The 13,339-nt window shown below is 63.0% G+C and carries 8 protein-coding genes; 2 read left to right on the top strand and 6 right to left on the bottom strand.

Translation table 11 applies throughout. The annotated features are described in order from the left end of the window. Window positions 1-102: 102 nt before the first annotated feature. The gene (locus RCO31_RS11930) at window positions 103-1,554 is read right to left on the bottom strand and encodes an NAD(P)/FAD-dependent oxidoreductase (protein WP_308968697.1); all 1,452 of its coding nucleotides are present in this window, start codon (window positions 1,552-1,554) and stop codon (window positions 103-105) included. 152 nt (window positions 1,555-1,706) lie between these two features. On the opposite strand from RCO31_RS11930, the gene RCO31_RS11925 reads away from it, so the two are divergent. Continuing rightward, the gene (locus RCO31_RS11925; protein WP_308968556.1) at window positions 1,707-2,279 is read left to right on the top strand and encodes an XRE family transcriptional regulator; all 573 of its coding nucleotides are present in this window, start codon (window positions 1,707-1,709) and stop codon (window positions 2,277-2,279) included. After that, on the top strand, window positions 2,276-2,581 hold the full coding sequence (locus RCO31_RS11920) for a hypothetical protein (RefSeq protein WP_308968555.1): 306 nt from the start codon (window positions 2,276-2,278) through the stop codon (window positions 2,579-2,581). Before RCO31_RS11925 ends, RCO31_RS11920 begins: the two co-directional genes overlap by 4 nt. Window positions 2,582-2,677: 96 nt before the next feature. On the opposite strand, the gene ahcY is transcribed toward RCO31_RS11920, so the two are convergent. The 5 genes from ahcY to RCO31_RS11895 all read right to left on the bottom strand — a co-directional run bounded on the left by ahcY (window position 2,678) and on the right by RCO31_RS11895 (window position 13,017). Then, complete coding sequence (ahcY, locus tag RCO31_RS11915) at window positions 2,678-4,087, bottom strand: adenosylhomocysteinase (protein WP_308968554.1); 1,410 nt, start codon at window positions 4,085-4,087, stop codon at window positions 2,678-2,680. Window positions 4,088-4,309: 222 nt separating this feature from the next. Beyond that, window positions 4,310-5,506 carry a methionine adenosyltransferase gene (gene metK / locus RCO31_RS11910; protein WP_308968696.1) on the bottom strand — a complete coding sequence of 399 codons (1,197 nt, stop codon included), beginning with the start codon at window positions 5,504-5,506 and terminating at the stop codon, window positions 4,310-4,312. 53 nt (window positions 5,507-5,559) lie between these two features. After that, on the bottom strand, window positions 5,560-6,921 hold the full coding sequence (locus tag RCO31_RS11905) for a hypothetical protein (protein ID WP_308968695.1): 1,362 nt from the start codon (window positions 6,919-6,921) through the stop codon (window positions 5,560-5,562). Between the two features lie 142 nt (window positions 6,922-7,063). Beyond that, window positions 7,064-11,044 carry a translocation/assembly module TamB domain-containing protein gene (locus RCO31_RS11900; RefSeq protein WP_308968553.1) on the bottom strand — a complete coding sequence of 1,327 codons (3,981 nt, stop codon included), beginning with the start codon at window positions 11,042-11,044 and terminating at the stop codon, window positions 7,064-7,066. Further along, the gene (locus RCO31_RS11895) at window positions 11,044-13,017 is read right to left on the bottom strand and encodes an autotransporter assembly complex family protein (protein ID WP_308968552.1); all 1,974 of its coding nucleotides are present in this window, start codon (window positions 13,015-13,017) and stop codon (window positions 11,044-11,046) included. The genes RCO31_RS11900 and RCO31_RS11895 overlap by 1 nt, the downstream gene beginning before the upstream one ends. Between the last annotated feature and the right edge of the window lie 322 nt (window positions 13,018-13,339).

Raw genomic sequence — 13,339 nt, 5'->3', positions numbered from 1 at the left:
GGATGTGATCGACCCGCACAGAAAGTGACGGCTAGCCGCAACGGCGGGCATTGGTGATGACGGTGTACGGGCAAAGCGAAACGGCGCACGCCGACATGGCCTTCACGAATAGTGCATCACGCCGTCGTTGAGCTTGCCGAACCGCAGCGAAACGATGTCGAGCGCATAGTTCTGATAGAGTTTCCATGGGCGCTTCGAGCCCTGCTTCGGAAACTTTGCCAGCGAGCGCTGCACGTAGCCGGACGTGAAGTCGAGCCAGGGCGCCTCGGTTACCGAAGGATCGGTTTGCCGCGGCACGCAACTCCGGTAGCCGCGCTTGTCCATGAAATTGAGGAGGCGGCAGACGTACTCGCAGGTGAGATCGCATTTCAGCGTCCACGATGCGTTGGTGTAGCCTGTCGCGGTCGCGAAATTCGGAATGTCCGAATACATCATGCCCTTGTAGCTCATCAGTTGCGACGGCTCGACCGCCTTGCCGTCAACGCTGAGTGACATGCCACCCATGACCTGCAGGTTGAGCCCGGTCGCGGTGACGATCATGTCGGCTTCGAGCTCGGAGCCGTCCTTCAACCGGATGCCTTTTTCGGTGAACGTGTCGATGTGGTTTGTCACCACCGAAGCGCGGCCCTCGCGAATGGAGCGGAACAAGTCGCCATCCGGCACCAGGCACAAACGCTGTTGCCATGGATTATAGCGCGGCGTGAAATGCGTCTTGACGTCGTAATCCTTGCCCAGCGCCATGCGCACGCCCCCCAGGATCAGTTGCTTGGCCCGTTCCGGTTTGCGGCGGCAAAGCTGAAAAAAGTACATGCCGAACAGGACATTGCGCCAGCGGATCAGGTGGTAGGCAAGCCGCGGGCCGAGCCGCGCGCGCACCTTGTTCGCTACGGGGTCCGATGCGGGCCGCGCGACCACATAAGTGGGCGACCGCTGCAGCATCGTCACATGCGCGGCAGTCTTCGCCATTTCCGGCACCAGCGTCACCGCCGTCGCACCCGATCCGATCACGACGACACGCTTGCCGACATAGTCGATGTCTTCGGTCCACCTCTGCGGATGGACGACGCGGCCCTTGAAGCTGCCGACGCCTGCGAACTCGGGCGTGTAGCCTTGCTCGTAGCTGTAGTAGCCGCTGCACAGGAACAGGAAATTACAGGTGAAGCGGACGATCTCGTTCGCCTCACCTTGCTCCGCCTCCACTGTCCAGCGCGCATCCTTGGATGACCACGACGCGAGCTTGACCTTGTGATGGAAGCGGATGTGCGGCTCGATGCCGTTATCGCTCGCGGTCTGGCGGATGTAGTTCAGGATCGTCGGGCCTGCCGCGATCGCCTTCTCCTCCGTCCACGGCTTGAACGAATAGCCGAGGGTGAACATGTCCGAGTCGGAACGGATACCGGGATAGCGGAACAGATCCCACGTGCCGCCGATCGACGCACGGCCTTCCAGGATCAGATAGCTCTTGTCAGGGCATTTCTTTTGCAGGTGATACGCGGCGCCGATGCCGGAAAGTCCTGCGCCGACGATCAACACATCGACATGCTTATTTGCCATCTCGTTTGCCATGGCAGCCTCCCTGCCCGAGCATTCGACTGCGTGGGCGGCAATTGCAACTCGCATTTGGCGGGCGCCATTCCCGCGCGTCGCGCAGGCCGAACGACAGATATAGCTCTTGATTCCACTATAGTGGAAACTAAGATACCTATATGAGAACGCCCGTGCCCGACATCGACCAGCGGATTGGCGCACGCATCCGCGAACTGCGCGGCGCCAAAGGACTGACGCTTGACCGTCTTGCGGAGCAGGCCGACGTCAGCCGGGCGATGCTATCGCGGATCGAGCGCGGTGAATCGAGTCCGACCGCGCAGCTCATGAACAAGGTCTGCGTCGGCCTCGGCATCACCCTCTCGACGCTTCTCGCCGAGCCCGCAGCGCCGGCAAGTCCGGTCGCCAGGCGCGGGGCCCAGCCGACCTGGCGCGATCCAGCGACCCGCTACCAGCGTCGCAATGTGTCGCCTGCAGGATCGTCCGTCGACATCATCGAGATCGAGTTTCCGCCGCGCCGCAGCGTCAACTTCGACAACATGGGCATGCCAGGCTTCGAACAGCATGTCTGGGTGCTGGACGGCGTGCTGGAGATGGAGGTCGGCGACGAGAGCTTCCGGCTCGCCGAAGGCGATTGCCTGAAAATGCATACCGACCGGCCGATCCTGTTTCGCAATCCGACCAGGCGGCAGATCCGCTACGCGGTGATCATCAATCGTGGAGCATCCCGATGAGCGATCGGGAAGACGACACCAATGCCGCGACCACGGGGCACAACGGCGGCCCCCCGCTCGATGACGAGCACGTGCCGGAATGGGGTCGCGACGGCATCGGCAACTACTTCTATTGGAAAGGCGCTTACAACAAGGTGCGCAAGAACGTCTCACGCGGCGTCGCGATGTTTCGCGTGGAGAAGGCGCAGCGGCTGGGCCTGACTTATGAAGAATACACGCTCGAGATTCTCGAGCGCGGACGCCATCTGCAGGTGGAGGACGTCGAGCGCATCGCCGCCATCAAGAGGAAGCGGCGGGATTAGGGCTTCGCCATTGCGAGCGAAGCGAAGCAATCCAGCCGGCAGTTGCCGCACTGGATTGCTTCGTCGCTGCGCTCCTCGCAATGACGCGATTGGCCCTCAATACCGATAGTGATCCGGCTTGAACGGGCCCTGCTGTGCGACGCCGATGTATTCGGCCTGGTCCGGGCGCAGCTTCGTCAGCTTGACGCCGAGCTTCTCAAGATGAAGTGCTGCGACCTTCTCGTCGAGGAACTTCGGCAGCGTGTAGACCTTCTTCTCGTACTTGCCCGGATTCGCCCACAGCTCGATCTGCGCCAGCGTCTGGTTCGAGAACGATGACGACATGACGAAGCTCGGGTGTCCCATGGCGTTGCCGAGGTTCACCAGCCGGCCTTCCGACAGGAGAATAATGCGGTTGCCCTTGGGAAACTCGATCTCATCCACCTGCGGCTTGATGTTGCTCCACTTGAAGTTCTTCAGGCCCGCGACCTGAATTTCGTTGTCGAAGTGGCCGATGTTGCAGACGATGGCGCGGTCCTTCATTCCGCGCATGTGGTCAACGGTGATGATGTCGCGGTTGCCGGTGGCGGTGACGTAGATGTCGGCACGCGGCAGCGCGTCCTCGATCGTCGCGACCTCATAGCCTTCCATCGATGCCTGCAGCGCGCAGATCGGGTCGACTTCCGAGACAATGACGCGGGCGCCCGCCTGCCGGAGCGACGCGGCCGAACCCTTGCCGACGTCGCCGAAGCCGGCAACGAAGGCGACCTTGCCGGCGAGCATCACGTCGGTGCCGCGGCGGATCGCGTCGACCAGCGACTCGCGACAGCCATAGAGGTTGTCGAACTTCGACTTGGTCACTGAGTCGTTGACGTTGATCGCCGGGAACAGCAGCTTGCCCTGCTCGGCGAGCTTGTAGAGGCGGTGCACGCCGGTGGTGGTTTCTTCCGAAACGCCACGGATCGCCTTTGCGATCTCGGCGAACCAGCCCTTCGGCTTCTCCTTCAGGAGTTTCTTCAACAGCGCGTAGAAGACTTCCTCTTCTTCCGATTCCGGCTTGTCGAGGAAGGCGGTATCACCCTGCTCGGCGCGCAGCCCGTGATGCACCAGCATCGTCGCGTCGCCACCGTCATCGAGGATCATGTTCGGCGTGCCGCCGCCGTGCCAGTCGAACAGCTTCGCCGTGAAGTCCCAATACTCGACTAGGCTCTCGCCCTTGTAGGCGAACACCGGCGTGCCGGCCGCAGCGATCGCGGCCGCCGCATGATCCTGGGTCGAGAAGATGTTGCAGGAGACCCAGCGCACGTCGGCGCCGAGCGCCTTCAGCGTTTCGATCAGGACTGCAGTCTGGATCGTCATGTGCAGCGAACCGGCGATACGCGCGCCCTTCAGTGGCTGCTTCGGCCCGTATTCGCTGCGGATCGCCATCAGGCCGGGCATCTCGGTCTCGGCGAGATCGATCTCCTTGCGGCCGAAAGTGGCAAGCGAGATGTCCTTGACGATGTAGTCCTTGGTGGCGGCGGTCATTGGATAGGTCCTTTATCTTCCGAGCTATAAGCCGCCCCCTGACCGGAGAGGCTCAGTCTGGTCGAGCACCTCGTTCGGGACGAGGAGTCGCAGGTTCAGATCGTCTCTGCGTTCGTCATGCCGCGCGTGCTTGACGCGAGCATGACGCTCAAGGGACGCAGGGCCCTTTTGAGATGGCCGGGCTGAGCCCGGCCATGCCATGCCATCAATCGACGTATTGGATCACACCGAACGCTTGAGGGCGTCGGTAAGGTCTGTCTTCTCCCACGAGAAGCCGCCATCGGCGTCCGGCGTGCGGCCGAAATGACCATAAGCGGAGGTGCGCGCGTAGATCGGCTTGTTGAGATCGAGATGCTTGCGAATGCCGCGCGGCGTGAGATCGAACGCCTCGCCCGCCGCCTTTTCAAGCTGCGCTTCGGTCACCTTGCCGGTGCCATGGGTGTCGACGTAGATCGACAATGGCTTCGCGACGCCGATTGCGTAGGCGAGCTGGATGGTGCAGCGATCGGCGAGACCGGCTGCAACCACATTCTTGGCGAGATAACGCGCAGCGTACGCGGCCGAGCGGTCCACCTTGGTCGGATCCTTGCCGGAGAAGGCGCCACCGCCATGCGGAGCTGCGCCGCCGTACGTATCGACGATGATCTTCCGCCCCGTAAGGCCGGCGTCGCCGTCCGGACCGCCGATGAAGAACTTGCCGGTCGGATTGACGTGCCACACGGTCTTGCCGTTGATCCAGCCTTCAGGCAGCGCCTGGCGCACATAAGGCTCGACAATCTCGCGCACCTGTTTCGACGACAGGTCCTCGATGAGATGCTGATGGGAGACGACGATCTGCGTCACGCCGATTGGCTTGCCGTTCTCGTACTGCACGGTGACCTGGCTCTTGGAGTCGGGACCGAGCACCTTTTCCTTGCCGGAGTGGCGCGCTTCGGAGATCAGGCGCAGGATCTTGTGCGCATAGAAGATCGGCGCCGGCATCAGGTCCGGCGTTTCGTTGCAGGCATAACCGAACATGATGCCCTGGTCGCCCGCACCCTCTTCCTTGTTGGTGCCGGGCTGGTCGGCATCGACACCCTGGGCGATATCGGCGGATTGCGGATGCAGCAGGATTTTCACATCGGCCTTCTGCCAATGAAAGCCGTCCTGCTCGTAGCCGATGTCCTTGATCGCCGCCCGCGCAACCGCTTCGACATGATCCATGGTCACGGTCGATGGACCGCGCGTCTCGCCCGCGATCACCACCTGGTTCGTGGTGCAGAGCGTCTCGCATGCGGCGCGGATCGACCACGGGTCGACGCCGGCCTTCGGTCCCTCGCGGTAGAACAGATCGACAATCTCGTCGGAGATGCGGTCGGACACCTTGTCAGGATGACCTTCCGAGACTGATTCACTCGTGAACAGGTAAGACGCGCGCATCAACTCTTTCCTCTCAGGCTCGATCTTCAATCCGTGTGATGTGATGTGATCCATCAATCCCGCCGCCGCGAGATGACGTAGGATTCGTCGTAGAACCAAAGTCCGTTGTGCTTGCGCAACACGTCCTTTGTCGCATCGAGATAACGACCGCTTTGTGTCACTTCAGTCAAACGCTCATCCTCAATCTGGGCGACATACACCGCCGCGTTCCACGCTGCAAACGCGGTCGAGGTTCCGATTGGGCCGGTCACCTCGTTGGGCAGCGCTTCCATGTCGTACCGGAAGATTGAACGATGGTCGGCGTAAGCGTTGAAATTAAGGTCACGTCCGGCCGAACCGAGTTCGTATTTCACGGCACGCAACAGCTCATGCCGGCTGATCGAGAAAGGATTTTCTCCTGGCCAGATAGCTTCGACGATCTCCATGCCCGGATCGTGACCATGCGAGTGAATGCCGATCAGCCGCCCGCCCGCCCGCAGCGCCCGTGCCAACGGCGCGATGATCCGCTTGGCACGAAAAGTTTCGGAGGATCTCGCCCGATAAGGCTGTGAGGCGATGATCAGGTCGAAATTCGCCTCGGCGCGGCCCGGCTTCGGTATGACGGGATCGAGCATGAAGCGATGATCGTCACGGTAGAACACCAGAGCGACCGGGCGCTCGTAAACAGGCATGCCCGAGCGCTCGGAAACGTTGGCGCGCCAGTTTTCCTCAAGAAACGGCTGGAGTTCGGCGATCTGCGTCTCGAATTCCGCAGAAGAGGAACCGCTCAAGGGCACTTCACGCCAGACGAGGCTCGAAGCTGCGGCCGGCGACCGCGGACTGAGCCATGGGGCCTCCGCATACGCCATGTTGGTCAGGACGAAGACCGTAGCCGGGTGTTCGTAGAGGCGATCGGGCAGTTTTTGCAGCACCAGCTTGACGTCTTCGACGCTGATTTCCTTACCGGCGATGTAGAACGGCATGTGGGGAAACCGGCCGTGCATGCTGCGCATCACTCGCGCCAGCACTGTGCCGTCGCCCACTCCCGCATCGAACAGCCGGACCGCCGGCGGACGGGGGTGAATGCTGGCAAGTTCGAGGCCAACCCGCTCGGCAATCACCCGCTTTTCCGAGCAAGTGTGGACAAAAAGCAGGTATTTCTGGCGGTTCTCGAAGAAGCGGAAATTGCCACGCGGGTCCCGCCGCTCTAGAGGGGGGTCCGGTGGGCGAGCAACCGGCAGGCCTGTGATGCCCGCGGAGGTCTGGCCCATATAGGCGCGGATCCGTTCCAGCGTGTCGATGGTAATCCGCTTGCCGTCGCGCAGCCGCTGCGCAAGCTTGCCGTCATTGACCGCGCGCCGGCCGAACGTGGATTCCGCCATGCCTTCGCGGCGGCAGAAGTCCGAAATTTCGGCGATGAGCGCGTCGTTTTTCACAGGGTTGGGCCGGGTGGGCAGAATTTCTTCGTCCCAAAGCCATAGCATGGATGGCCCACCTGGGAAATAGGTTCCAGTTAATAAATAAATGTTTGTCCGCTTCCCGGCCGCGCCCGCATGCGGGGGCTGGCCAACCCTCTCTCTAATAGTCCCAATGCATACCGACGCCGGTCTCGGTGCCGCCGTCGGCACCGGTCGCACCTTGGATGCGAATGCTCTTGGTGACATCGATATCGATCGTCGCCTTGCTGGAGCCGGGCGAGGTCCCTTGCCGCACACCGAGATAGATCCGGTCGTTCAGACGCTTGGCGACCCCGACCTGCCCGCCGTTTCCATCCGTGCCCACGTCCAGGCTGTCGACGCCCAGCGAACGACGCACGTTTTCGGTGATGCCCGGGCCACCGCCTGAGAATTGAGCAATCGTCTGCGCCACCTGCACCGCTTGCCCTGCGGTGAGGCTTCCTGCTGACTTGTTGAACAGTAGACGCGCCAGAACCTCATCCTGCGGCAATTCGGGAGATGAGGCGAAACTGATTTGTGGCTGCGATGCGAGCCCCGAAACCATGACCTTCGTCGTGACATCGGCGCTCTTCGTCTCGGCGATGAAGTCGAGGTTCGGATCGAGCGTGCCGCTGAACATCACCTTGCCGCGGGTGAAATCGAGCCGGCGACCGAGCACGTCAAAGCGGCCGCGCCGCATCTCGAAACTGCCAACCGACACCGGCGCTGTGCTCGTGCCCTTCAATGTCAGGCTGCCGCCCAGTTCGGATTCCATCCCCATGCCGCGGACGAACACGTTGTTCGACGCGTTGATGGCGACATCGAGATCGGCAACGAACGTGGTGTCAGCGGCGACCTTGCGGTCACGGGCGGCTGTCTTTTTGGTACCGGTTCTCGCGGCGGTTTGGTTCGGCCCGCCATTCATGTGACGTACGTCCAGCATGCCGGCACTGCCGGGAAGCTTGTCCGGAATGTTGATATCGAGGCTCTTCACCTCGAAGCGGCCCGCAAGGCGTGGCCGGCTTGCAAAAGGACCGGAAATCGCAAGCTGACCGTCGACAACCAGACGCATGAGCTCGCTGGAGACCAGTCCCGCGTTCTGAAGCGTAATCTCCAACTTGCCAGGGAAGCTGCGTGCAGGATCGATCCCGACATTGCCGTTGACGGCGATGTTGCCGCCATTGCGTGGCCGCGCCGTCAGCGAGGTCGTCAGCGATCGGCCCGTCGCGGTTATCACGCCCTCAATGGCGTCGAGTGCAACGCCATTTGTCGTGTCGTCGAAACGCGCTCCGGAGATGCGGACGGTCCCGTTTGGCAGCGGATCCGCCACCGTACCTTTCACCTGGAGATCGATGATCGCAGTGCCCGAAGCGCGGGCGCCGGACGCAGCGAGCACGGCATTGGCAATGCCGAGCGCAACGCTGCCCTTCACGTTCAGGTCGATTGCTTGCGCATCCATCGGGACTGAACCGGTCACCGCGACACCCGACAGCGAAGGTCCGGAAGCACGGACATCGAGCCCGACCTGCCCCGAGGACAGCACGCCCTTTGCCTTCACCTCGAGAGGTCCGACGCCTGAGCGCATGAGATCGGGCATGCTGAAGCGCGACACCGCCAGATCATAACTGCCATTGAGCTTCGCAGCCGGGCCGGAGAATCTGGCCACACCGCTCAGCGTCCCCGATAAATCAAGCTTCGGATCAGCGAGCCCTGCGAGCGCCAGCGGCAGATTGCGCAGCTCCATATCAAGGTTGATAGCCTCGCCGGCTTTGCCGCGAATGACAGCGCTGCCGCTGCCGGCGGCGAGCACGAGGCGATCGATCGCAAGCGCGCCTTCGGTAAAGGTGACAGTCGCCGGTGCGGACAAGGCAAGCCGGGTGCCGCCCTTGGTGGCGCGGAAGCTGTCGAGCCGCAGTTCAGTGGCGTCCACGCCCGCGGTGAGCCGCGCAGTCGCGGCGAGCGCCGCACCCTGCGCATGGATGTCGAGCTTCAGGTCGCTCCCGCCGTTATCCGTACCATTCGCAAGAAGAACCAGCTTGTCGACACGCAGGCCCTCGGCTTGCAGGCCGGATACCTCGGCCTTGCCATTTGGCCTCGGGCGGCCAGTGGCGTCGTCGATGGAGAAATCAATACGGGCGATATCGAGTACGTTGCCACCCGCCTGCACCTTGTCGGCAAAGGCGTTGACGGAGACGTGCTGCTTGTTGTCCTTGGCGGTGAAGACAAGGTTTGCCTCGCCCGCACCGGCAAGTTCGGTCAACGCAAGCGCGGAGAGATCGGCGAGATTGCGCGCCGCGGCGCCGACCCGACCGTCAATGAGTCCTTCTGAGCTGACGTTGAGGCCACCTCTTGCCGTAACAGAGCCTATCGCCAGATCGAGATCGCGCAACGAGCGGCTGCCGTCGGCGTTGACGGCGATATTGGCCGCAGCATTTGCAGGCTTACCTCCGACCTGCCCTTCAAGTCGCGCCGTCGCCACCGGGGTGCGGGTGAGGTCGCGCGCGTCGACGTGCAGCGCAAGGCCCTCGACCGGTTGGCCCATCGCGCTGCCCTGCGGCACCGCCAGCCGGCCTTTCACAGCAAGCGCGTCCAGCGTGCCCGCAAAGACTGCTTCCACTTCGGCGCGACCTTTAAGCCGCGGATCGACGCGCCCGAGATCGGGCACGAGCGCGCGCGCGGAAAGGTCAGATGCCTCGTGACCGACGCGCCCATTCACGTTCAAATTCAGTCCCGAGGACTCCAGCGTCAGGCGATCGACGGCGACCGCGCCGTCAGCTCCGTAGGCGACAGCGCCGGCCAGCGATACGTCGCCACCGAGCAGGCCCTCCAGAGCGGCGAGAGCGCTGGTCAACCCTTCGACACGCCCCTCCACCTTGCACGCGAGGCCACCCTTGCGGTCGGAGACGGTGACCGCGTGCACGTCGACCCCGCGCGCGCCGTATCCGGCGGCGCCGAACTCCGCGGCGGCCACTCGCACGTCGAAGGTCGGCGCGGCAAATGCGCCGCGCAGCGTGCCTTCGAGACGCAGGTTGCTCCAGCTCGGTCCGGGAAGCAGCGTCGAGAAGCGGGCGGCGTCGCCGCCGGTTATGCTGAAGGCAAGATCGGCAGTACCGGCTGGCCGGTCCACGAAGCCCGTCACGCCAGCGCCGAAGCCGGTGGTACGGACGCTAAGCGTTTCGATCGCGACACGCATCTCGTTGTCGATCAGCGCCGCGGCAGCGACTTCTGAGACGCCTTCGAACAGGGGCGCAAGATTTGCGGGCAGCAGATGCTGCACGTCAGCGTTGATGCCAAGCGCAACCCGATGGCGCGCTTCGTGGCGTCGGATCGTCGCCGTGCCGCCGATGCTGCCTGCAGAGCCGGCCGTGAAGTTGATCGTGCCGTCCCAATGATCGAGCGGACCGCGGCCCTTGATTTCGGCCTGCATCGCCGGAAGCCCGTCCAGCTGCGAGAGTTGAGCCACAAGACCACCCTCGGGCTCAGCCGCCTGCACATCGATTTCGAGCGTATTCGTCTCGGGCACAAAACCGAGCGTACCCTTTACGCTCCCCTCCGCATCGCGGCGGTTCAGCGCGAAAGAGAGCGAGAGGCCCCGCGCAGGCTCCATCAATCGCGCCGAGGCGGTGAAGCCGAGTTGCACCGCCTGTCCGACCAATGGCTCGGCGATGTCGATTTCGCCCACCGCGAAGCGGTCGAGCACCAGCCGCATCGCCAGCCTTGTGCCGCGATCATCGGCGCCATCGGCTGCGGGCGCAGCCGGGAGGCTTGGTCTGCGGGCAACGAACACTTTCGACGCCTCAAGCGTCTCCACTGCAAGCGTGCCGCGGATCAACGCGAAAGGATGCCAGGCGAAGCGGAGCCCTTCGATCCGCGCAAACTCGCCTTCCCCGTCGGCAAGCGTCACCGCTCCGACCCGCATACTGGTGGGAATGACACCTTCGATATTCGCAACCGTGACCGTGAGCCCGTCTCCCGAGGCGAGCGTGCCGGCAAGCGACGCAAGCTGCCGCTTGCCGGGGCCGGTCTGCAGCACGGCGAAGACAACCGCGAACAGAATAAGCAAGGCTGCCGCGGTGTAGCCGAGCCAACGCAGTCGCGAGCGCTTGGGGCGTGAGATGCGCATCAGAAGGCTTGCCCCAGGCTGACATAGATGCCGTAGCGCGCATCGTCTTTCTGCCGATTGAGAGGAACCGCGAAATCGAGGCGGATCGGACCAAGCGCGGTATAATAGCGAAGACCTATGCCGGCCGAATAGCGCAATCCGTCGAAGTCAGGAACCTCCGAAGCGAAGGCTGCGCCAGCATCGACAAAAGGTACGATGCCGATCGTGTCGGTGACCTTCACCCGCATCTCGGCCGAAGCGCTGACGAAGCTCATACCGCCGATGATGCGGCCGAATGCATCACGCGGGCTCGCCGACTGGTAATTGAAGCCGCGCAGCGACCCGCCGCCGCCGACATAGAATCTGCGCTGGGGCGGAATGTCGAGCAGATCCGCACCGACGATGCTACCCGCCGCCACCCTGCCCGCAAGGATATAACGCTTGTCTTCGTCGAAGGCATGATAAGCGGAGAAAGCCGCCTTCATCATCAGGGGCCCGGCGCCGCTGTTGCCGAGATAAGCGAACGGCTCGATCGTGGCGTTGAGGCGGATGCCACGCGACGGATCGAACGGACTGTCGGTCGTGTCATAGGCTACGTCCACCGGAATGCCGGCGATGAAGTAATCGTTGCTGCCGCTCCAGTCCTGCAAATGCGACTGTTCGAGATCGAGGCCCACCTGCACCGAGAGCTGGTCGCTGAAGCGATGACGCACGCCGCCGAGGAAGGTAACGGCATCGCGCACATAGGCGTCAGTGACTTCGCGCAGCACAGCCGTCTGGACGATGAGGTCGTCAGCCGGGGTGAAGATGCCGGGCTTCAAAAAGGTGGCGGCCGCTCTGTAGCCGAAAGGGTTTGCATCGGGCACCGCGTCCGGCGTGCGGCCGAACCAGGAGACCTGAGCATCGAGCCTTAGCGTCTCGCCGCCGCCGAACAGATTGCGGTGGCCCCAATAGGCATTCACCACCGAGCCTTCCGTGCTCGAATACTTGGCGCCGCCGCCGAAATAGCGCGGATCGCGCTCGGTCACGTCGATATAGATCGGCAACTGCCCGTTAGTGTCGAGCGCATCTGCTTGGCGGATACGCACGCTGGCGATACCTTCATATTCGCTGAGACGCTTGCGCAGCTTGGCGAGCCGTTCGGGCGAATAAGGCTCGCCGGGACGGATGCCGACACGCTCCTCGATGAAGCCGGGTTTCAGCCGCTGCGCGCCTGAGACCGTGAAGGTGCCGAACGTCGCCACCGGCCCTTCGTGCACCAAAAACGTTACGTTCAGCGTCTTGGTGGCATGGTCCGCCACGACGTCCTTGGCAGCGATGTGAGCAAAGGGCTTGCCGCGGTCGCGCAACGCTTTGACGATGACGCGCTCGGCACCGGCAATGTCGCTCGCACGCGCGATCTCGCCTGTCACCAGCCGCATTTGCGTTGGCCTTGGCGCTTCGGGAACCGGCCAGCGACCGGCTGCGTCGAGCACACGCACGCTGCCGAACTTGAAAACCGGCCCAGGGTCCACCGCCACAGTTACCGGCACTGGACCGGCCTGACGTGCGACGTTCACTGCATCGAATGCCGCCGGGTCGTCGGGTGAGTGTCCGGCGACCTTGATCGTCACCGTGCCGCCATAGCGTCCTTCGGCATAAAGTGCTGCGACGATGCGGTCTCGATCGACCACGGCACGTCGCATCAGGCCCGCGACGCTGCCAGGCGCTTGACGCTTCAAACTCTCCAGATTGGAAGCGTCGGTGATTGCAGAACGAATAGAACGCTCCCCGCCCGCGACGTCGAACGTGATCTTGTAAGGAGTCGTTTCGGGCGTCGAGGGTTCGCCGGGGGTTCTGTCCGGATTGAACCACCCGGTAACCCGGTCGAGGAAACTCGACTCATCGGCGTGCGCATGCGAGCAAGCGAGTACCAACGCCGCGACGATGCGGGCGCCGGCCTTCGCCGCGACGCTCAGATTTGCGACCCTTGATCGCCTTGCCGGGGCTGCCACCACCGCGCCCCGGCGTCAATGTAATCGCTTGGTCTGACACCACCCATTGCGGGGAGAGTTGACGCGTTGAAGCGTTGATTGTTGTTGTTCCCCCATCGACCACCCGTTCCGTCGAAGACTCCACCACAGGAAATTCCTGCAAGCCGATTCCGTTCCCTTGCCGGGCCGAAACATGAGCTCTGGCGACACCATGCGGCCTGTTCGCACGAGATGCAAATTTCTTGCGCTTCAAGCGCATGAACGCGATCGAGATTTTGGCGAACCTGTGATCGTCAATAGCCTCGCCTGGACGCAAAGCTGGAACCGCTACCGTGCCCGTCCT

It is taken from the genome of Bradyrhizobium sp. LHD-71, from assembly GCF_031157255.1.
Taxonomy (GTDB): domain Bacteria; phylum Pseudomonadota; class Alphaproteobacteria; order Rhizobiales; family Xanthobacteraceae; genus P52-10.
The sequence above is the reverse complement of the archived record's forward strand: the minus strand, read 5'-3'. Positions and strand labels throughout refer to the sequence as shown.

Coding starts and splice junctions, on each gene's coding strand:
- ahcY (WP_308968554.1), bottom strand. CDS start 4,087: ATGACCGCCGCCACCAAGGACTACATCGTCAAGGACATCTCGCTTGCC.
- RCO31_RS11925 (WP_308968556.1), top strand. CDS start 1,707: ATGAGAACGCCCGTGCCCGACATCGACCAGCGGATTGGCGCACGCATC.
- RCO31_RS11920 (WP_308968555.1), top strand. CDS start 2,276: ATGAGCGATCGGGAAGACGACACCAATGCCGCGACCACGGGGCACAAC.
- RCO31_RS11900 (WP_308968553.1), bottom strand. CDS start 11,044: ATGCGCATCTCACGCCCCAAGCGCTCGCGACTGCGTTGGCTCGGCTAC.
- metK (WP_308968696.1), bottom strand. CDS start 5,506: ATGCGCGCGTCTTACCTGTTCACGAGTGAATCAGTCTCGGAAGGTCAT.
- RCO31_RS11930 (WP_308968697.1), bottom strand. CDS start 1,554: ATGGCAAATAAGCATGTCGATGTGTTGATCGTCGGCGCAGGACTTTCC.